20 protein-coding genes are annotated in these 17800 nt (G+C 68.2%); 13 read left to right on the top strand and 7 right to left on the bottom strand.

Annotation, left to right across the window (positions count from 1 at the left end; genetic code table 11):
- Positions 1–39: 39 nt before the first annotated feature.
- Positions 40–570, top strand: a complete 531-nt coding sequence (locus G4D83_RS11155) for a DUF2378 family protein (RefSeq protein WP_163864670.1) — start codon at positions 40–42, stop codon at positions 568–570.
- Between the two features lie 21 nt (positions 571–591).
- Here the strand turns inward: G4D83_RS11155 and G4D83_RS11160 are convergent, their stop codons facing one another.
- The gene (locus G4D83_RS11160; RefSeq protein ID WP_163864671.1) at positions 592–4197 is read right to left on the bottom strand and encodes an ABC transporter permease/M1 family aminopeptidase; all 3606 of its coding nucleotides are present in this window, start codon (positions 4195–4197) and stop codon (positions 592–594) included.
- 10 nt (positions 4198–4207) lie between these two features.
- A complete protein-coding gene (locus G4D83_RS11165; RefSeq protein ID WP_163864672.1) occupies positions 4208–5089 on the bottom strand; it encodes an ABC transporter ATP-binding protein in 882 nt (293 codons plus the stop codon).
- Positions 5090–5203: 114 nt separating this feature from the next.
- On the opposite strand from G4D83_RS11165, the gene G4D83_RS11170 reads away from it, so the two are divergent.
- The gene (locus tag G4D83_RS11170) at positions 5204–6370 is read left to right on the top strand and encodes a glycoside hydrolase 5 family protein (RefSeq protein WP_240356270.1); all 1167 of its coding nucleotides are present in this window, start codon (positions 5204–5206) and stop codon (positions 6368–6370) included.
- Positions 6371–6436: 66 nt separating this feature from the next.
- On the opposite strand, the gene G4D83_RS11175 is transcribed toward G4D83_RS11170, so the two are convergent.
- The 4 genes from G4D83_RS11175 to G4D83_RS11190 all read right to left on the bottom strand — a co-directional run bounded on the left by G4D83_RS11175 (position 6437) and on the right by G4D83_RS11190 (position 9812).
- On the bottom strand, positions 6437–6994 hold the full coding sequence (locus G4D83_RS11175; RefSeq protein ID WP_163864674.1) for a peptidoglycan-binding domain-containing protein: 558 nt from the start codon (positions 6992–6994) through the stop codon (positions 6437–6439).
- 136 nt (positions 6995–7130) lie between these two features.
- Positions 7131–7892, bottom strand: a complete 762-nt coding sequence (locus tag G4D83_RS11180; RefSeq protein WP_163864675.1) for a response regulator — start codon at positions 7890–7892, stop codon at positions 7131–7133.
- On the bottom strand, positions 7889–9175 hold the full coding sequence (locus G4D83_RS11185; RefSeq protein WP_163864676.1) for a sensor histidine kinase: 1287 nt from the start codon (positions 9173–9175) through the stop codon (positions 7889–7891). Before G4D83_RS11185 ends, G4D83_RS11180 begins: the two co-directional genes overlap by 4 nt.
- A 97-nt stretch (positions 9176–9272) precedes the next feature.
- On the bottom strand, positions 9273–9812 hold the full coding sequence (locus tag G4D83_RS11190; protein ID WP_163864677.1) for a hypothetical protein: 540 nt from the start codon (positions 9810–9812) through the stop codon (positions 9273–9275).
- A gap of 125 nt (positions 9813–9937) precedes the next feature.
- On the opposite strand from G4D83_RS11190, the gene G4D83_RS11195 reads away from it, so the two are divergent.
- The 9 genes from G4D83_RS11195 to G4D83_RS11235 all read left to right on the top strand — a co-directional run bounded on the left by G4D83_RS11195 (position 9938) and on the right by G4D83_RS11235 (position 15174).
- Positions 9938–10705 (top strand): HesA/MoeB/ThiF family protein, encoded by a 768-nt coding sequence (locus G4D83_RS11195; protein ID WP_163864678.1) that lies wholly within the window; start codon positions 9938–9940, stop codon positions 10703–10705.
- 16 nt (positions 10706–10721) lie between these two features.
- Positions 10722–10961 carry a sulfurtransferase TusA family protein gene (locus G4D83_RS11200; protein ID WP_163864679.1) on the top strand — a complete coding sequence of 80 codons (240 nt, stop codon included), beginning with the start codon at positions 10722–10724 and terminating at the stop codon, positions 10959–10961.
- A gap of 7 nt (positions 10962–10968) precedes the next feature.
- Positions 10969–11241: a MoaD/ThiS family protein gene (locus G4D83_RS11205; RefSeq protein ID WP_163864680.1), complete on the top strand. Its 273-nt coding sequence runs from the start codon at positions 10969–10971 to the stop codon at positions 11239–11241.
- Between the two features lie 6 nt (positions 11242–11247).
- A complete protein-coding gene (locus G4D83_RS11210; protein WP_163864681.1) occupies positions 11248–11889 on the top strand; it encodes a ThiF family adenylyltransferase in 642 nt (213 codons plus the stop codon).
- The gene (locus G4D83_RS11215; protein ID WP_163864682.1) at positions 11886–12314 is read left to right on the top strand and encodes a M67 family metallopeptidase; all 429 of its coding nucleotides are present in this window, start codon (positions 11886–11888) and stop codon (positions 12312–12314) included. Before G4D83_RS11210 ends, G4D83_RS11215 begins: the two co-directional genes overlap by 4 nt.
- Positions 12315–12507: 193 nt before the next feature.
- Positions 12508–13308: an adenylyl-sulfate kinase gene (cysC, locus tag G4D83_RS11220; RefSeq protein ID WP_163864683.1), complete on the top strand. Its 801-nt coding sequence runs from the start codon at positions 12508–12510 to the stop codon at positions 13306–13308.
- Positions 13309–13410: 102 nt separating this feature from the next.
- Positions 13411–14304 carry an ATP-dependent sacrificial sulfur transferase LarE gene (gene larE, locus G4D83_RS11225; RefSeq protein ID WP_163864684.1) on the top strand — a complete coding sequence of 298 codons (894 nt, stop codon included), beginning with the start codon at positions 13411–13413 and terminating at the stop codon, positions 14302–14304.
- Positions 14305–14392: 88 nt separating this feature from the next.
- Positions 14393–14941: a hypothetical protein gene (locus G4D83_RS11230; protein ID WP_240356271.1), complete on the top strand. Its 549-nt coding sequence runs from the start codon at positions 14393–14395 to the stop codon at positions 14939–14941.
- Between the two features lie 68 nt (positions 14942–15009).
- Positions 15010–15174 carry a ribbon-helix-helix domain-containing protein gene (locus G4D83_RS11235; protein WP_163864686.1) on the top strand — a complete coding sequence of 55 codons (165 nt, stop codon included), beginning with the start codon at positions 15010–15012 and terminating at the stop codon, positions 15172–15174.
- Positions 15175–15201: 27 nt separating this feature from the next.
- Here G4D83_RS11235 and G4D83_RS11240 read toward each other — a convergent pair whose 3' ends face one another.
- Positions 15202–16056 carry a tRNA pseudouridine synthase A gene (locus G4D83_RS11240; RefSeq protein ID WP_163864687.1) on the bottom strand — a complete coding sequence of 285 codons (855 nt, stop codon included), beginning with the start codon at positions 16054–16056 and terminating at the stop codon, positions 15202–15204.
- Between the two features lie 44 nt (positions 16057–16100).
- Between G4D83_RS11240 and G4D83_RS11245 the strand changes: the two genes are divergently transcribed.
- Together G4D83_RS11245 and G4D83_RS11250 are read left to right on the top strand one after the other, a co-directional pair.
- Positions 16101–17024, top strand: a complete 924-nt coding sequence (locus G4D83_RS11245; protein WP_163864688.1) for an AgmX/PglI C-terminal domain-containing protein — start codon at positions 16101–16103, stop codon at positions 17022–17024.
- A 27-nt stretch (positions 17025–17051) separates the two neighbouring features.
- Positions 17052–17708 (top strand): hypothetical protein, encoded by a 657-nt coding sequence (locus tag G4D83_RS11250; protein ID WP_163864689.1) that lies wholly within the window; start codon positions 17052–17054, stop codon positions 17706–17708.
- Positions 17709–17800 lie beyond the last annotated feature (92 nt).

A 17800-nucleotide genomic window follows, 5' to 3' on the forward strand; every position in this document is an offset into this window, starting at 1 on the left:
ATGACCGGATGACGCAGCTCCCCTAGGGTGTCGTCCCACATGCCGACCGAGGTCAAAGTCCAGTCCACGTTGTTCGAGTCGCTGGTCCGCTGCGCGAATCCCGACGCGGCCATGCGCGCGGAGTTCCTCGCCGCCGGCTACGACGTGGACAAGCCCCGGGCCAGCTACCCCAGCGCCGTGTTCATCGCCTGCCAGGGGCTGGTGCTGCGCACGACGTACGGGGCACTCCCGTCGCAGCAGGCGCAGCGGGAACTGGGACGGGACTTGCTCCGGCAGTACTTCGAAACGCTGGTGGGCCGGGTGGTGGGCATGGCCCTCAAGGTGGCCGGCCCGGAGCGGGCGATGAAGCGCGTGGCGCTCAGCTTCAGCTCGGTGTTCGATCCGGTGGACATCCAGACCCAGCTGCTGGCGCCCCACGAGTATCGGGTGAAGTTCCGCGGGTACCCGTTCCCCGCGGAGGCCGCCGCTGGCACGTGCGAGGGCGCCCTCAAGCAGGCGGGCGCCTTGAGCGTCACGGTGAACGTCGAGCGGTATGAGAACGAGGGCTTCGACCTGCGCATTCGCTGGTGAAGCCCTCGTCAGACGTGTTGCTCAGGGCTGGGTGGGGCTCCCCATCGCGAGCGCCCCGGCCACCTTGGGCTCCGTCACGTTGTCCTGTGACTGGCGGTCGATGAGCTTGTTGAGGGGATCCACGCCGACCTCGGCTGGCTGCACCGGCACGGTGAATGTGATCTCTGATTCTCCCTTGCCCACCTTGCGCTTCTCCAGGAACAGCGCCTCGCCGTTGCTGTCGAGCGCGCCCACGTCCATCCAGTCGGAGAACTCCAGCTCCGTCTGGTTGCCCGTGTCGTCGCTGCGGAACTTCTTCGCGAGCACCTTGAGCGTGACGTCCCAGGTGCCCTGGGCGTTCTGCCGCATCGTCGCGGACACCGCGCGGTTGTCGTAGAGGGTGATGGTCTCGAAGAGGTCCTCCAGGAGGTATTGATACTCCGGCGGCGTCTCCTCGCGCAGGAAGCCGAGCAGCTCCGTGGAGCCCGTGTACGGCGGCCCCTGGAAGCGGACCTTCTCCACGTAGCGCTTCATGGCGCGGTTGACGCGCTCCTCGCCGATGAAGTCCTGCAGCGCGTACATGGCGAGGCTGCCCTTCTGGTAGTGGATGTACTGCTGGTTCTCCACGCGGGACAGCGGCACTTCCTTCTTGCGCTCCAGCGCGCGGCCCATGAGGTAGCCGTCCAGCTCGAACTTGAGGAAGCGCTTCATCTTCGTCGCGCCGAAGCGGTGCTTCATCACCATCAGAGCGGTGTACTGGGACATCGTCTCCGACGTCATGGTGGCGCCCTGCGCGCGCGCGCCCACCACCTGGTGCGCCCACCACTGGTGGGCAATCTCGTGCGCGGTGACGTAGTACGGGTAGTCCACGTCATCAGCGGCGCCGTCCCGTACGCGGGCGATGAAGCCGATGGATTCCGAGTACGGAATCGTGTTGGGGAAGGACTGGGCGAAGGCCCCGTAGCGGGGGAACTCCAGGATGCGGGCCTGACGGTGCTGGTACGGCCCGAAGTTCTCGGTGCAGTAGTCCAGCGTCTCCTTCATCCCCCGCATCATCCTGTCGAGGTTATAGGTGTGCTTGGGGTGGTGGTAGATCTCCAGCGCCACGTTCTTCCACGTGTCCCGCGCCACCGCGTAGCGCGCGGACAGCACCGAGTAGAACTTGAGGATGGGCTGGTCCATCTTGTAGCGGAAGAAGCGACGGCCCCCCTCGGTCCACTCCTTCTCCAGGTAGCCGGGCGCGAGGGCGATCTGATCCGCCGAGGTGCTCACCGTGGCCTGGAAGCTGACGAAGTCCGAGTCCGAGGTGATGTAGTTGTTGGCCTTGGCCTTCGGGTCATCCCGGTCTGGCATGCGCTCCTTGGGCGCCAGGCCGTACTCCTTGCGGTCACCGTCCTCCACCAGCTCCGCGTCCTCCTGGTAGCCCAGCGTGGGGAGGTTGCCGCTGTTGAAGAACGTGCCGTTCTCGACGATGTCCGTGCGCGTGGAGCCATGCTTCAGGCCGCGCGGCGCGTACTCCAGGTCGAACACCAGGTCCGTCTCGGCGCCAGGAGCCAGCGGCGTGGGCAGCTCGAAGACGAACAGGCCGAGCGACTCGTCGCGCTTCGTCGGAGTGTCCACACCCGCGAGGGACAGCTTGCGCACGCGAGCGTCGCGAGGCAGCTCCATCAGCACCTGGGAGATGGGCTGGTCCGTCTTGTTGCGCACGCGGTAGGTGCCCAGGGTCTCCAGGCGTCGCTCTTCCGGGTGGATGTGGAAGGTGACGTCCACCGCGGTGACGCGCGGGTGGGGCAGGGCGGCGAAGGACCTGTAGTCCTTCTCGTAGCGGGCCAGCGCGCGCTCGGTGTCCTTCGCGGTGACGTACGGATTGAGGAAGCGCGTGTTGTAGGTGATGAACGCGCCGGTCCCCACGAACACGAGCGACGCGACAGTGGCGGTCACCGTCCAGGCCCGGGTGCGGCGGGCCCGCGCTTCCACGAGCCGCTCCTTCCAGGCCGTCCCGCGTCCCCGGACGACGATGAGCGCTCCCACGGCCACCATGAGCGTGGCCAGGCCGTACCAGTACAGGCGGTGCCAGGCGACAGCCGCCAGGAAGTGGCCATAGCCGTTCAGGTCCGAGTACGGCGCCGAGGGCTCCGCGCCATAGCGCACCAGCGGCTCCTCGATGCCCAAGAGCCCCAGCGCGGCCTGCGAGGCGAAGTACAGCACCATCACCAGGTACGCGACGTACTTCTGGTGGATGAGCACCTGCGCGAAGAAGGCCAGCACGCACAGGAGGATGTTGTGCGTGAAGTCCAGCAGGAGGATCTCCGTGAAGTACAGCCACCACTCGATGTCGAAGAAGCCCCGGCTCACCTGGGAGATGACCGTCGCGAGCGCGACGACGGCCTTGAGCGACAGCACCACCATCAGCAGCGCCCCGAACTTCGCGGAGTAGCCGACCCACGTCGGGGCCCGCGTCGCGTCGACGATGTCGCCCAGGCCCGCGTCCCGCTCCTTCCACACCAGCTCGCCCGCGTAGAACGTCAGGGTGATGAGCACGAAGGGATGGAAGGCGGACGTGGTCGTCTCCAGCGCCTGCCACGTCACGGGCAGGGTGGCGGTGCCGAAGAGCTGCTTGGAGATGAGCGACGCAATCGTCACGAAGGCCAGGCCCGCGACGACGAAGGACCAGTACACCGGCGAGCGAAGCACGTCGCGGAACGCCAGCCACGAGGAGGACAGCGCCGTGCGCACCCAACTGCCGAACGTGGGCTCGGCCCGCGTGGTGGGGATGGCCACGGGAGCAGAGGGCGTCTCCTCCTTCGCCGCGGGGCGCGCGCCGCTGTGCTCCTCCACGGTGGTCCGGAAGCGCGCCACGGTGAGGCCCAGCAGCAGGGCGGCCACGGCGCTCCACAAGAGCCGGTTGACGAGCAGCAGGCCGGCGAACGGAATCAGGTCCCGGTTGCGCTCCGCGGGCGTCCAGTACCGCGTCGTGTTCTCGATGCTGGTGAACCCGAACGGGTCCAACACCGAGCCGAGGTCCTGGTTGGACACGTCCGACATGGCGGAGCTGATGACCAGGTAACCCAGCACCAGCACCACCATGCCCACGTACACCGGGGCCATGCGGCGCGTGAGCGCGGCCAGCGAGAAGAACACCGTCCCCGCGAAGAACAGCGTGGGCCACACGCCGACCAGGTAGGGCCAGATGTACGCGAGCGTCTGGTGTGGCCCCAACTGCGTCGAATCGACCAGCCACACGACGCCCGCGCCCACGAGCAGGCCGGGGACGATGGCCAGCATCAGGCTGGCGCTGAAGAGGTACGCGCCCAGGAAGCGGCCGAGCAGGTACGGCGCCTTCTTCACGTTCTTCGTGAAGATGAGCATCCACGTGCCGTGGCCGAAGTCCTGGTGCGCGGCCTGGCCGAAGATGGCCGCGACCATGAAGAGGCCGAAGAGGGCGATGATGGTGATGAAGGCGAAGAGCGTGTGAGGGCTGTTGGCCAGCACGCGCTCGGAGCCGGAGCTGGCGGAGACGCTGCGGAAGACTCCGCCCGTGGCCAGCATCATCAGCAGGCCGGCGCCCGCCAGCACGGCGGCGTAGATCCAGGTCGAGAGCATCTTGACCCGGCGCCGCAATTCGAAAGTCACGAGAGCGCTGAACATGGGTCCTCGCTCACGCCTTCTTCGACGCGCGTGACAGCGCGTGGAAGTAGACGTCCTCCAGGTCGGGAGTCGCCGGCTCGAAGCCCGCCGGTGCGCTCTCCGCGTGGACGTGCACCAGCCGCTGGCCCGCCACGCGCCTGACGGCGATGACCTCCAGCTCCTTCGTCAGCGCGTCCAGCTCCTCCTGCTTCGTGACGAAGCGCTTCCACACGCGCCCCTGCAGCGCGTCCACCAGCCGGAGCGGGTGACCGCTCGTGACGACGTTGCCCTGGGCGAGGATGGCCATGTTCTGGCAGAGGTCCGCCACGTCCGAGACGATGTGCGTGGACAGGAGCACCACGACGTCCGCGCTGATCTCCGCCAGCAGGTTGTGGAAGCGGAAGCGCTCGGCCGGGTCCAGGCCCGCGGTGGGCTCGTCGACGATGAGCAGCTTGGGGTCTCCCAGCAGCGCCTGGGCGATGCCGAAGCGCTGCTTCATGCCGCCGGAGAAGCCGCCGAGGCGCCTGTCCCGGTGCTCCCAGAGGTTCGTCTTGGTGAGCAGCGCCTTCACGGCGTCATGGCGCGGGCCGCGCTGTGACAGGCCCTTGAGCTGCGCCAGGTGGTCCAACATGTCCCAGGCCGTCACCTTGGGATACACGCCGAAGTCCTGGGGCAGGAAGCCCAGCACGTCGCGCAGCTTGTCCTTGTCGCGGCGCACGTCGATGCCGTCGAACGTCATCGTCCCGCCGTCAACGTCCTGCAGCGTGGCGATGCTGCGCATGAGCGTCGACTTTCCGGCACCGTTGGGGCCGAGCAGTCCGAACATGCCGCGCGGAATGGTGAGGGTGACGTCGTGCAACGCCCTCGTTCCATTGGGATACGTCTTGGACACGCCTTCGAGTCGGAGCTCCATGTCGGGCATCAACCTAGCCCATCCGTTACCATGCGCTCCATGTTCTCGCCGCGCTGGAGTCCCTGTCTCGCGCCCGTCCTCTTGCTGTGCGCGTGTGGCGAGGGAGAGCCCGTCATGTTGGAAGCCAAGGCGGCCGACTGTGGGAGCGCCGAGCCCCTGCGCCTGGGGCGCCTGCCGCTGGGCAGCATGGTGCTCAACTCCTATTTCCTCCAGGAGGAGGCCGCGCGCGACGTGCGCCGCGGCCTGTCCGAGTCGCCTGTCCTCGAGGAGGTGCTGGCCAAGGCGGCGGCGCTCGGCGTCGTGGCGCTGCGGACCAATGGCCACAACGAAGCGCCGGAGAAGGTGGGCGACAGCACCATCCAGGTGGGTCCTCTCCAGTACGACGAGGTCGCCCTGCGAGGGCTGGACCGGGTGCTCGCCCGCGCGCGCGTGCATGGTGTCAGGCTGGTGCTCACGCTCGGCAACTACTGGGATGCCTACGGCGGTACGCGCCAGTACGTGACGTGGGCGGGGCTGCCGTCTCCCATCCAGGGCGACCCGCGCTTCTTCACCGAGCCCGTCGTCGTGGCGCTCTACAAGGAGCACATCGCGCGGATGTTGGAGCGGGTGAACACGGAGGATGGCATCCGCTATGGCGACCATCCGGCGGTGCTCGCGTGGGAGCTGCTCAACGAGCCGCGCGGCCGGGGCCTGGACGCGGAGGGCGCGCGCATGCGGGCGTGGGTGGATGAGGTGGCGCGCGAGGTGAAGTCCCGCGCGCCGGGCCACCAGGTGGGCACGGGCGAGGAAGGTTTCGAGCCGACCTCGGAGGGTTATGACGGCGCCTTCTGGGCTCGCGCGGGCACGACGATGCTGCGCACGCCGGGCTCCAGCTTCTCGCGCAACACCGCGTCGCCGTACATCGACTTCGCGTCGGTGCACTTCTATCCAGAGTCGTGGGGCCTGGACGACGCGGACATGGCCGAGGCGGGAGCGCGGTGGATTCGCGAGCACGCGGCTATCGCCCGGGGGCTGGGCAAGCCGCTGTTCGTGGGCGAGCTGGGCCTGCGCAACGAAGGCGCCCTGGACTTGTCCCAGCGCCGCGCGCTGTATCGCGGCTGGCTGGAGTGCATGCGCAAGTCCGCCGTGGGCGCCGGCGCCCTGTGGATGTTCGCCAACGACGCGCGGCCGGACGCGTGGGACGAGCACACGTTCTACTTCCGCGACGGCACGCAGCCAGAGGACCCGGCCAACCGCTATGCCGATCTGGTCGTGGAGGCCGCGGCCGCGGCGAAGCCCTGACGCACGAAGGCCCGGTCGGGAGTCGTGCTCCCACCGGGCCCGGCGTGTCATGCGTGTGGCGGGGACTCAGTATGCGACGTGCACGTGGTCGCCGTGGCCACCGATGGCGCCAATGGGCGAGCCGTTCTTGATGCCGCCCTTCGGGTCATAGAACATCTCGGTGGGCTTCGTGCCCGCCAGGCGCGTGTAGTACTCGGCCATCTTCGCCGGGCTGCCCGCCACGTCGATGGCGCGGCCCTTGTAGTGGTACGAGCCCGGCGTGTGCGTGCCGCCCGTCGTCGAGGTGATGGTCAGCCCCATCTGCCGCGCCAGGTTCGACGCGAAGTCGAGCTTCTGGCGGTTGGAGCCGTTCACCGGGAAGTTGCCGGGGACGCCGCCGGGGCCCTTGGCGCCGTCCGGCTTGCCGTCCCACATGTCCTGGTTGCGCGAGTTGAAGAGGGAGCGGCCCGTGTTGTTGCCCACGATTCCGTCCGCCTCCAGCCCGTGCTTGCGCTGGTACGCCGCCACCGCCGCCTTCGTCTTCGCACCGAAGATTCCGTCCGCCGTGCCCGGGTTGTAACCGGCCTTGGCCAGGGTCTTCTGCAGCCGCGTCACATCCGAACCGCGCGTACCGACCTGGAGCATGGAGGGCCTCTTTCTCTCTCGCCGAAGGCGGAAGGCTTCGTACAAGAGGGTTATCGGCGCTCATGTCCGTGAGTTGCGGCTTAAGTAGGACAAAACCGGGAATGTCTGGTTTTGGAGCCTGTTTGGAAAACTCGCGTCACACCGAAATGAGGCCCTTGCGGATGCCCTCGGTGACGGCCTCGACGCGGTTGGTCACCTCCAGCTTCCGGTAGATGTGCTCCAGGTGGGTGCGGATGGTGGCCTTGCTGAGGGTGAGGAGCCGGGCGGCCTCGCTGTTGGAGACGCCCTTGGCGATGAGCTGGAGGATTTCGCGCTCGCGGTCCGACAGCGGCTTGAGCGGGGGCTCCTCGGGAGAGGGGTTCGCGGCGGGCGTGGGCGCGGGCGGGGGCGAGGCGGGCTCGGAAGAGGCGGGGGCGGCGTCCGGGTCGACGCGGAAGTGACGCAGGAGCCTGCGCGCGAGGTTGGGCTGGATGACGGTGCCGCCGGCGCGGACTTCCTTGATGGCCTCGATGATCTTGTCGACCGGCGAGCCCTTGAGCATGTAACCGGATGCCCCGGCCTTCACGGCCTCGAGGACTTTGTCCTCCTCATCGAAGATGGTGAAGATGAGGATCTCCATCTTTGGATAGACGGCCTTGATTTCGCGCGTCACGTCGATGCCGCTCATGCGCGGCAGGCCCAGGTCCAGGAGGAGGACGTCGGGCATGAGGCGCGGGACTTCCTCCAGCGCGGCCTCGCCGGACAGCGCGGTGCCGACGATGTCGATTTCGGGGTGACCCTCGAAGAGGCGGAGCTGGTTCTTGAGGATCTTCGTCTGGTCTTCCACGACGAAGACGCGGATGGGCGGCTGCGCGGGAGTGGAAGAGGGCTGCGGGGCGTCCACGGGGGCTCCGGTCATGTCGGGGGGCAGGGGAGGGAGAAGGCCACCTGGGCGCCCGAGCCCGGTGACGAATCCACGATGAGCTGACCGCCGAGCTTCATGGCGCGCTCGCGCATGTTCAGCAGGCCGTAGTGTCCGCGCGGCGTGCGCTGCGGATCAAAGCCCTTGCCGTTGTCGTGGACGATGAGGTGCACGCGGTCCTCCGCGTAGTCGAGCTTCACCTGCACGAGCTTCGCCTCGGCGTGCTTCACCGCGTTGGAGAGGCACTCCTGCAGGATTCGGAACAGGGCGAGCTGCGCATCGGGGGACAGCTTGCGCTGCAGGCCCGTGCGCTCGAACTGGATGGACATGCCCGTGCGCTCCTGGAACGTCTTGGCGTAGTCTTCCAGGCCCTGGGACAGCTCGAAGTCCTCGTGCATCATCCGCAGGCTGCGGCGCAGCTCCTCGATGGACTCCTCGGCGGTGGTCTTCAGCTCGCGAATCTCCTCGCGCAGGCCGTCCTCGCGCGCGAGGTTCAGGATGTACTCCGCCTGGATGATCATCGACGAGAGCGACGCGCCCAGGCCGTCGTGAATCTCGCGCGCCAGCCGGTTGCGCTCCTCCACCACGGCCAGTTCCTTGAGGTCGCCCTGGAGGGCGACGACTTCGCGGTGCGCGGCGGCCTCGCGCTCGTTCAGGTACACGAGCACGTAGACGATGATGAAGTTGAGGGCGAGGTACCAGAGCAGCGTGAGCAGCTCCACCGCCGTCACGGAGCGGTTGAGCAGCAGGTCCAGTCGCGTCGTTATCGGCAGCGCCAATAGCGGCGGGAGGATGGCGAGCGGCTTGGGGTAGAGGATGGAGAAGAGGGTGGTGAAGAGCAACTGGGTCGCGAGCAGGGGGCTCTGCAGACCGCCACCCACCACGGGCTTGGCGATGAGGACCACGAGGATGACGAGGTCCAGGCACAGCGTGGTGTACGTCACCCACCGGCCGGCCTTGGGGTGGTCGATGACGAGCAGGTTCGCGACGCTGTAGAGCAGCATCGTGAAGTAGCCCAGGAAGGAGAAGGCTCCGGTGAGACCGAAGTAGCCGCTCCAGGTGGGCACCGCCAGGATGAGCAGCCCCAGCGTGAGGAACATCATTCGCGCGTAGAAGAGGGCGCGGGCCCGGGCGACGAACCGGTCCTGTTCCCAGGACGCGGTGGCCTGCTCCGTGGAGACGCTGTCTGTCAGCTTGCGGCGCAGGAGGACCTCGCGCACTCGCGCGCGGAGGTCATTGGCCGCCGGGGTCTCCTCGCCGAGGGCGAGATTCGAATTCATTGGGCGGCAGCTTACGGGAGCCGCCGGGTGTGCGGGAATCCCTGGGGTGCTTCGCCCACCTCCCCGGCGGGCGGGGAGGCGTGCGGGAGGGCCGCGTCTACTTCGAGGCCGAGCCCTTCATGCAGACCTTGCGGGCCTCGGGCTTCTGGCTGAACACGTAGGCCATGCGGTCCGTGGACTCTCCGGTGCGCTCGTCGAACAGGGGCGTGCCGCCCGCGTACATGGTGCCCTCGGCGTTGCCGTAGGAGTCCAGGCCGTGCTTCTTGAGCCAGCGGTCCACGCAGGACTCGAGCGCGGCCCGGTGTGCCTCGGGGCTGTTGGCGTCCTTGAGGTTGCCCTGGGAGGACTTGGTGGTGTCGGTGGAGCCGGAATCCTTGAGGCTGCCCTGGGAGGGAGTGGCCGTGTCGGACGCGAGGCTGCCGGAGTCGACGCCGGACCTCTGGGGCTCCACGGGGGCGGCCTCCTGGAGCGCCTGTCCGCTGTCGGCGGGGAACTGGGCTGCTTCGGGCGGGCTCTGGGGGGCGGCGGTGGGAGTGGACGCGTCCGCGGGGCCCTGGGCCTCGCCGGTGTTCTTGTGGCAGCCGTGGACGAGCAACAGGGTGGTGGAAAAGACGAGCACGCCGGTCAGGTTTCTCATATGTCCTGGCTGGTGGAGTCCGCCGCGAAGCGGGACGGTGGAAAGGGCGCCTGCGCTCAACTGTTGCCAGGTGCGACGCAGGGTCCCGCACGTTATTCGCATCCGCCCTCGCGGAGCAGCAATCGATGCACGGACCAGAAGAGCACCACCATCCCCGGATTCCTCACGCTTCCCGCATCGAGCGCTCGCGGGTGCTCGTCGTGGGAGCAGGCGGGCTCGGCTGTCCGGCCTCGCTGGCGTTGGCGCAGGCGGGTGTCGGCCACCTGACGCTGGCGGATCCTGACCGCGTGGACGTGACGAACCTGCCCCGGCAGCTCTGGCATCGCGCCGAGGACGTGGGGCGCAACAAGGCGGAGTCCGCGGCCGCGGGGCTCCTGCGGGCCTTCCCGGCGCTGACGACGGACGTGCTCGCGGAGCGCGTGGACGCCGACAACGTGGAGGGCCTGTTCCGCGCGCACGACGCCGTCATCGATGCGACGGATGGCGTGGCGACGAAGTTCTTCCTCTCGGATGTGGCGGTGCTCACGGGGGTGCCGCTCGTCTACGGCGGCGTGCTGCGGATGCAGGGACAGGCGATGCGCGTGGAGCCCCAGGGGCCCTGTCTGCGCTGCCTCTACGAGTCGCCGCCTCCGCCGGACTCGGTGCCCACGTGCGCGCAGGCGGGAGTGCTCGGCTCATTGGCGGGGCTGGTGGGCGCGGTGCAGGCGCTGCTGGTGCTGGAGCTGCTCGCGGGCGCCGCGCGCCGGGTGCCGGGCGAGGCGACGTTGCACGTGCTGGATGGGAACACGCTGCTGGGACGGCGCACGCGCGTCGAGCGAGCGGAGGATTGTCCGGGCTGCCGCATCACCGCCGTTCCGACGTTTCCCGAGGAGGGCACGGCATGCGCGCGCTGAGGGTGGAGGCACGGCGATGAGCGAGGTGACGGCGACGTTGGACATCACCCGCGAGGTCTGCCCGATGACCTATGTGCGCACCAAGCTGCGGCTGGAGTCGCTGGAGTCAGGGGCGCTGCTGGAAGTGCTGCTCCGAGGCACCGAGCCGCTGAAGAACGTTCCCCGCAGCGCGCGCGAGGAGGGGCACGAAGTCGTCTCCCTCGAGCCGCGCGAGGATGGAACGCACCGACTGGTGCTCCGCAAGCAGGGAAGGTGAGTGAGCCATGGCGACGATTCGGATTCCCTCGACGATGCGGACCCTCACGCGCAACCAGTCGGAGGTCAGTGCCTCCGGCGCCACCGTGCGCGAGGTGCTGAGTGATCTGGACGCCCGCTATCCCGGCATCGGCGCGCGACTGCTGGACGAGCGCGGCGCCGTCCGGCGCTACGTCAACGTCTTCCTCAACGAGGAGGACATCCGCGCCCTGCGGGAGCTGGACACGCCGGTGAAGGACGCGGATCGCCTCACCCTCATCCCCGCGATGGCGGGAGGGTGACGCCACATGGCCCTGCGTGAAGATCAAATCCTCCGCTACTCCCGGCAGATCCTCCTGCGCGAGGTCGGTGGTCGAGGTCAGGAGTCGCTCCTGGCCGGCGGCGCCCGCGTGGACGCCACCGGCGCTTCGGGGATGACGGCGGCGGCGTACCTGGCGGGAGGCGGAACCCCCGTGGCCGGCGTGGGCGCGCTCACCCTGGGCCCCTGGGCTCCTGGCTTCCTCATGTCGGCCACCGACGTCGGCCAACCCATGGCGGCGACGCTGGCCCGAGAAGTATCCGCGCTCAACCCTGACGCGGCGAACCCGGAGCGGGGTGGGGGACTGCTCGCGGAGCTGCCCACGGCCTGGAGCGGGGAGGCCCCCTGGGTGGCCCTCTGCGGTGATGGCGCCCGCGCGGGCGTGGTGTTCCGGGGCTCCGAGGGATGCGTCTGGTGCTTTGGCGAAACGGTGCGTCACCTGGGCCCTCCGCCAGACGGCGCCCTGGGCGTGGCGCTCGGAACGGTGGGCGCCATGGTGTTCCAGCGGCTCCGCCTGGGCCTGGGCCCGACGCTGGGAGGCCGCTGGCTGGTGCCCCCGGGTGGCCTGGAGGAGATGGATGTCCGCAAGTGCTCCCGGTGCGCCGCGCGAGCCGAACCTCCCGCTCAGTGAATCCGTGGGCTGATCCACGCTGGCCGGAGACGGTCCGCCGCGAAGTCGTCCAGCACCTCGAGTCCTGCTACCCGCTGGAAGGCTGCGGAGTGATCCTCCATGCTCCCAGCGAAAGCTCCTGGCGGGTGTGCCCCCTGCGCAACGCGTCCCCGCGTCCCGCGCTCGCCTATGCCTTCGCCCCCGAGGAGTGGTTGGCGGTGTGCCTCCAGGCGGATTCGCGGGGCGAGCAGCTCATGGGCGTGTTCCACTCCCATGTAGACGGGCCTCCCACTTTTTCGGCGGAAGATCGCTCCCTGGCAGCCCCGGCAGGGCATCCGTTGCTACCGGGAGTTTCCTATCTCATTGCATCCGTACACCGGGGCTGTGTGTCCTGGGTGTCTGAGTATGGGTGGACCAATGGAGATTTTCAGACGCGACGGGTCTGAAACGACCATTGCAAGAACGAAAAAGCCCAGTAGGCCCAAGCACTTGACTGCCTGTCACCCCTACCTGCGGAAAGGTGCGCCTGAATTGTCAAGTGAGTGGGTTTTCGTCTATAACGACGTCCATCTTCTGGATCTGCGGCGTCCACCGCGGCGTGCAAGAAGCGCTCCGGACGCATGGGAGTTGAAAACCCTTATGGCCTCCAACACTGGATTCACCCTCTGGCTGACCGGCATGTCCGGTACCGGTAAGAGCACCACTGCCGCCTACATCGCGGCGCGGCTCCGACAGGTCGGCCGCAATGTGGAGATCCTCGACGAGGGTGAGCTCGCCGACGAGCTGTGGGCGGGGTTGGGTGATTCGAAAGACGAGCGCAACACGATCGCCGGACGGCTCGGCTTCGTGGCGAACGTCCTGACGCGCAATGGTGTCGCCGCGCTGGTGCCCTGCGTGAGCCCCTACAAGGGGAAGCGCGAGGAGAACCGCCGCGCCATCGGCCGCTACGTGGAGGTCTACGTCGACTGCCCCACGGAGAAGCTCATCGAGCGCGACAGCACGGGCAAGTACAAGAAGGCGCTCAACGGGGAGATCCCCAACTTCATCGGCATCACCGAGCCGTACGAGCCGCCCAACTCTCCGGAGGTCACCATCCACTCCGACGTGGAGTCGGTGGAAGACGGCGCCGCGAAGATCTTCCAGTCGCTCCTGGACCTCGGTTACATGACCACCGAGGAGCTGAAGATCATCACCGGCAAGAAGATGAAGGCCAACCCGCTGCCGGCCAAGGGCGAGAAGGCTGAGAAGGCCGAGAAGCCCGAGAAGGGCAACGGCGCCAAGGCCCGTCGGGCGGAGGAGCCGAAGGTGGCCGCCAAGGTGAAGCCGGCCAAGGCCGACAAGGCGGACAAGGGCGCGAAGTCGCGTCCCGCCACGCGCGCTGCCCGCGTCGCCAAGCCGGCGGCCGCGGGGAAGAAGTCCTCGAAGAGCAAGGCCCGCTGAGCAGGGGGCCGACCCGGCCCTTGTTCCACTTCACGTAAAAGGGCTCCAGGTTGCCGCGCGATGCGCGTGCAATCCGGGGCCCTTCCGTTTTAGGAGTGCCCCATGCTGAGCCCCGAGCGAATCCAGGCCCTGTGTGAGTCGTCGCGTCCCAAGCTGGAGGCCATGCGCGCCGCGCTGCGGGCCCATGGCAGTGCGCTGGTGGCGTTCTCCGGCGGCGTGGACTCGACGTTCGTCCTGAAAGTCGCGGTGGAGGAGCTGGGGGAGCGGGCCCTGGCGCTCACGGCGCTGTCGGCCTCGGTGGCTCCGGAGGAGGCGCAGGAGGCGCGGGAGCTGGCGGAGAAGATGGGGGCCCGGCACGTCGTCCTGGGCAGCAACGAGCTGGCCAACCCGCAGTACGCGGCCAACCCCACCAACCGCTGCTACTTCTGCAAGACGGAGCTGTACGACATCTGCGAGGCGAAGCGGACGGAGCTGGGCTTGGCGGTGGTGGTGGACGGCTTCAACGCGGATGACTTCAAGGACCACCGTCCGGGGCACAAGGCCGCGCGCGAGCACGCGGTGCGCTCTCCCCTGGCGGATGCCGGGCTGACGAAGGAGGAGATTCGCGCCTGGAGCCAGTCGCTGGGGTTGCCCACGTGGGACAAGCCGCAGATGGCGTGCCTGGCGTCGCGGATTCCCTACGGCACGGCGGTGACGCGGGACAGGCTGCTGCAGATCGCCGCGGCCGAGTCGGAGCTGCGCAAGCTGGGCTTCCGGCAGTTCCGCGTGCGCTACCACGGCGAAGTGGCCCGGCTGGAAGTGGCCGCCGAGGAGTACGAGCGGTTCCTCGTCGCGGATGTGCGCCAGCGGATCAACACGTCGTTCCTGGCGCTGGGGTTCAAGTTCGTGTCGTTGGACCTGGAGCCGTTCCGCTCCGGCCGACTGAACGAGGCCGCTGGCGTGACGAAGCCCGTGGCCCCCGAGTCCAGGGGCTTCGCGCTGCCCGTCGTGAGCTGAAGGGCCGGCTGATCCACACCGCGCCCCCACGGGCACCCGGAAGACGGGTAGAAAGCCCGGTTCCACGATGGCTCGGGAGCGCACGGTGATGACGAAGCGGAGCCGACAGCGGGCAGCGGCGGGGTGCTTCGTCACACTGGTGGCAGTGGGGCTCTGGCCTCGGGGCGCCGGGGCCGCCGAATACGTCGACTCGCCCTATCGGGATCGCCGCGCCTTCTCGCTGATCCTCGGACCGGGGGCCTCGTACACGGAGTTGATCAACGACGCGGACGCGGAGGCCGTGAAGGGGCTGGACGCGCTGCTCGACGTGGGGGCCTCCCTCACCGTGGGCCACGACGGGAACGAGGTCTTCGTGGTGATCCGCGGCAGCCTCCGGGAGCCGGATCTCTCCTTTGTCGGGGGCTTCCGCAGTTTCTTCGGGGACGAGTCGTGGCAGTCCTTCGTGGATCTCGGCGCCGTCGTGCGGCCGTTTTCTGGGCCGTGGCTGGGGCCTCGCGTAGCTTTCGGCCTGCGACACACCTTCTCGGAGCGGTTCGCGGTGTTCGGGGGACTCGGGCTCACGCTCGGGTTCGGATCCGGCCTCCGCGCCGATGCCGAGGGCTTCACCGGGCTGCAGTGGATCTTCCCGGTAGGCTGATCCGAGTGAAAATCTTGCGATCAAAAAGGGCTGTGAGATGGTGTGCGCATCTGTAGGAGGTTGCGCACTTGGACATGAATCCCCGTCTCACTTCGGTGGTTTTCCGGCTCAATCGCGAGAAGCTCGACTCCTTGAAGGAGCTGTCGCGCACCACCCGTATCCGTCAGAGCGAGTACCTCCGGGAGGCCATCTCGGATCTGCTGGCGAAGTACGAAGAGCGTCTCGTCGACTGAAGCAGTGAAGCGTGGATCCGCCGCGTGTCACCCGGGCAGGAAGGGTGGCTCCAGCGGCAGCCCTGGAGGGTGGAGACGCTCCAGGGCGGTGAAGGGATCCACTCCAGGAGGGTAGCGGACCTCCCAGAGCATCAGGCCGTGAGCGGGCGCCTTGAAGCCCTCCATGGCCGCCCCTGTCTCCAGCGCCGCCAGCCAGGCCTCTTCTGGCAGCAGCCCCGCCGCCACCTTCAGCGCGCCACCCACCACGTAGCGCACCTGGTAGCGGGCAAAGCCGTCCCCAATCAACCTCGCCTCGAAAAGACCACCGCCCCGCTCGTGCAGGGTGGCGGACTCCAGCGTGCGCGGCTTGCGGGGGCTGGACTTCTCATGGAACGCGATGAAGTCCCGCGTGCCCGCGGCCATGGCGAGCAGCTCCGCCACACGCTCGGGTTTCACCGTCGCGCCTTGCCCCTGGAGCCCCATCTCGCCCGCGACGTCGAGCGAGTAGGGCGCCCACTCCGGCATCGGCTCGCCGCCGCCCAGTCGCAGCCGATATCGATACTCCTTGCCGCTCGCGCTCCACTGGGCGTGGAAGGAGCCGGGGCGGCGCACCAGGCACAGGCCGAGCCCTGGCGACAGGTGCGCGGGCAAACGCTGGGCGAGCGACTCCGGCGAATCCCCCGCCTCCAGCCGGACGCTCACCACCTGCATGCGGGCATGGACGCCCCGGTCCGTCCGCCCCGAGGGCATCACCGTCGCGGGCACCCCCACCGAGCGCAACGCTCCCTCCAGGGCCTCCTGGACGGTGGGGCCTTCCGGCTGGCGCTGGAAGCCGCGGAAGTTTCCGCCGCGGTACCAGATCCACAGTGCGACAGGAATCCGCTTGGAGGTCGAAGGAAGCACGGCGTTGCGAGGGCGCGGGGTAACACGGGATAATCGCGCGCGAAATGGCGGCTGGACAAGAACTCGCGGCGGACGTGGATGGGCAGTGGCTCTTCCGACATGGAGACCTGGTCCTCGGACCGGTGAGTGGCTCCCAGATTGTCGAGAAGCTCAAGACGGGTGAACTCACGCCCGATTCCCCCCTGGCCCTGGCCGGCGAGCGGGACTTCCACCCCATGAAGGAGGTGGAGCCCTTCAAGGTGCATGTCGCGCTCTCCGAGGCGCGGGTGCGCGTGGACGCGGCCGTCCAGGTGGAGCGGGAGAAGAACCACAAGCGCGTCATGGTGCTCGGCGGTGTCGCGGGCGCGCTGGCCCTGGTGCTCGGAACCGCGGGCCTGTTCCTGGCGCGCAACGCCGCGGTGCACGGCTGGTTCGGCGAGGACGAGTTCGAGGGCATCGAGATGGAGGCCCCCGTCATCCGCGTGGCGCAGGCGCGTCAGGACGACGAGGAGCTGTTCGAGTACCCCACGCAGGGCACCGCCCGACCGAACAAGCCCGCCGACACGGGCACGACGAAGCCGGCCACGGGCACGAGCAAGCCCACGGCCGTGGCCTCCGCCTCCCGCACGGAGGACCGCAAGCCGCCGCGTCCCTCGGGGAGCGTGAACACGGACGCCGAGGGCATGGAGGTCGCCCAGCAGTTCGACCAGGGCGCCATCAACCGCATCGTCGCGGGCAACAAGTCGACGCTCTTCAAGTGCTTCAAGGAAGAGGCTGAGCGCAGCCCCGGGCTGACGACGAAAATCCCCCTGGAGTTCGTCATCGGCAACGACGGCAAGGTCAACAAGCTCTGGGTGGACAACCCCCAGTTCAAGAAAGGTCCACTCTACGACTGCCTCTTCGTGGAGCTGCAGAAGTGGCCTTTCCGGGCGTACGACGGAGAGCGGGCGACGGTGGGTCTCTCGTTCAATATCGGCAGGAAGGGCTAGGGCCACTTTCTTGCCCACCTCCCGGGCATGCCCCATACCGGGGCCATGTCCGCCGCATCCGTAGCCGAGACCGAAATCGCGAAGAAAGCGCTGAGCGTTCCGCCGGGGACCTTCCGTCACACCGTGCTGATGGCCGCCAAGCGCTTCAAGTCCACCTGGGCCGAGCTGGGGAAGTTGCTCGTGACGGTCCGGGACGAGGCGAAGTTCGAGGAGTGGGGCCACCCCACCTTCGAGGCCTACTGCCTCAAGGAACTGCACATCAAGAAGCAGACGGCCCTCAAGCTGACCCGCTCCTTCAGCTTCCTGGCCAAGCATGAGCCCGAGGAGGAGTTGCGGGCTCAGGAGTTCCCTGAAAAGGCCCCTGCCTTCGAAGTGATTGAAGTGCTGGCCGACGCCGAGGAACGGGGCCAGTTGTCACCCACTGAATACAAATCCCTACGTGACAGCATCTGGAGCCCGGAGAAGTCGCCCACGGAGCTGAAGAAGGAGTTCACCGAGCGCTTCCCCCGTCCTCCGCCCGAGCCGCCGCCGGAGAGCCTCCAGGTGAGGAAGCTGGCGTCGATGGCTCGGAAGCTCGCAAGCGAGCTGGCGGGGTGTCGCAAGATTCCGAACGCTGTCGCCCAGCGGGCGGCCGCCCTGGCGGATGACGTGGAAGAGCTCGCCTCGGGCGTGACGGACGCCTGAGCCACTGTTACTGAACGCTCACCCGTTGCGGACGCTGTACGCTCCGTAACGGGCCCGCACCGTTGGGCTTCCTGCCCAAGGTGGAGGGCCCT

This window comes from Myxococcus eversor (genome assembly GCF_010894455.1).
GTDB classification, from domain to species: Bacteria; Myxococcota; Myxococcia; order Myxococcales; family Myxococcaceae; genus Myxococcus; species Myxococcus eversor.

Bases quoted from the DNA above. Each gene is read 5' to 3' on its own strand.
- G4D83_RS11170 (WP_240356270.1), top strand. From the start codon at position 5,204: ATGTTGGAAGCCAAGGCGGCCGACTGTGGGAGCGCCGAGCCCCTGCGC.
- G4D83_RS11155 (WP_163864670.1), top strand. From the start codon at position 40: ATGCCGACCGAGGTCAAAGTCCAGTCCACGTTGTTCGAGTCGCTGGTC.
- G4D83_RS11180 (WP_163864675.1), bottom strand. From the start codon at position 7,892: ATGACCGGAGCCCCCGTGGACGCCCCGCAGCCCTCTTCCACTCCCGCG.
- G4D83_RS11230 (WP_240356271.1), top strand. From the start codon at position 14,393: ATGACGAAGCGGAGCCGACAGCGGGCAGCGGCGGGGTGCTTCGTCACA.
- G4D83_RS11250 (WP_163864689.1), top strand. From the start codon at position 17,052: ATGCCCCATACCGGGGCCATGTCCGCCGCATCCGTAGCCGAGACCGAA.
- G4D83_RS11200 (WP_163864679.1), top strand. From the start codon at position 10,722: ATGAGCGAGGTGACGGCGACGTTGGACATCACCCGCGAGGTCTGCCCG.
- G4D83_RS11195 (WP_163864678.1), top strand. From the start codon at position 9,938: ATGCACGGACCAGAAGAGCACCACCATCCCCGGATTCCTCACGCTTCC.
- G4D83_RS11160 (WP_163864671.1), bottom strand. From the start codon at position 4,197: ATGTTCAGCGCTCTCGTGACTTTCGAATTGCGGCGCCGGGTCAAGATG.
- G4D83_RS11245 (WP_163864688.1), top strand. From the start codon at position 16,101: ATGGCGGCTGGACAAGAACTCGCGGCGGACGTGGATGGGCAGTGGCTC.
- cysC (WP_163864683.1), top strand. From the start codon at position 12,508: ATGGCCTCCAACACTGGATTCACCCTCTGGCTGACCGGCATGTCCGGT.
- G4D83_RS11205 (WP_163864680.1), top strand. From the start codon at position 10,969: ATGGCGACGATTCGGATTCCCTCGACGATGCGGACCCTCACGCGCAAC.
- G4D83_RS11185 (WP_163864676.1), bottom strand. From the start codon at position 9,175: ATGAATTCGAATCTCGCCCTCGGCGAGGAGACCCCGGCGGCCAATGAC.
- larE (WP_163864684.1), top strand. From the start codon at position 13,411: ATGCTGAGCCCCGAGCGAATCCAGGCCCTGTGTGAGTCGTCGCGTCCC.
- G4D83_RS11175 (WP_163864674.1), bottom strand. From the start codon at position 6,994: ATGCTCCAGGTCGGTACGCGCGGTTCGGATGTGACGCGGCTGCAGAAG.
- G4D83_RS11165 (WP_163864672.1), bottom strand. From the start codon at position 5,089: ATGGAGCTCCGACTCGAAGGCGTGTCCAAGACGTATCCCAATGGAACG.
- G4D83_RS11190 (WP_163864677.1), bottom strand. From the start codon at position 9,812: ATGAGAAACCTGACCGGCGTGCTCGTCTTTTCCACCACCCTGTTGCTC.
- G4D83_RS11210 (WP_163864681.1), top strand. From the start codon at position 11,248: ATGGCCCTGCGTGAAGATCAAATCCTCCGCTACTCCCGGCAGATCCTC.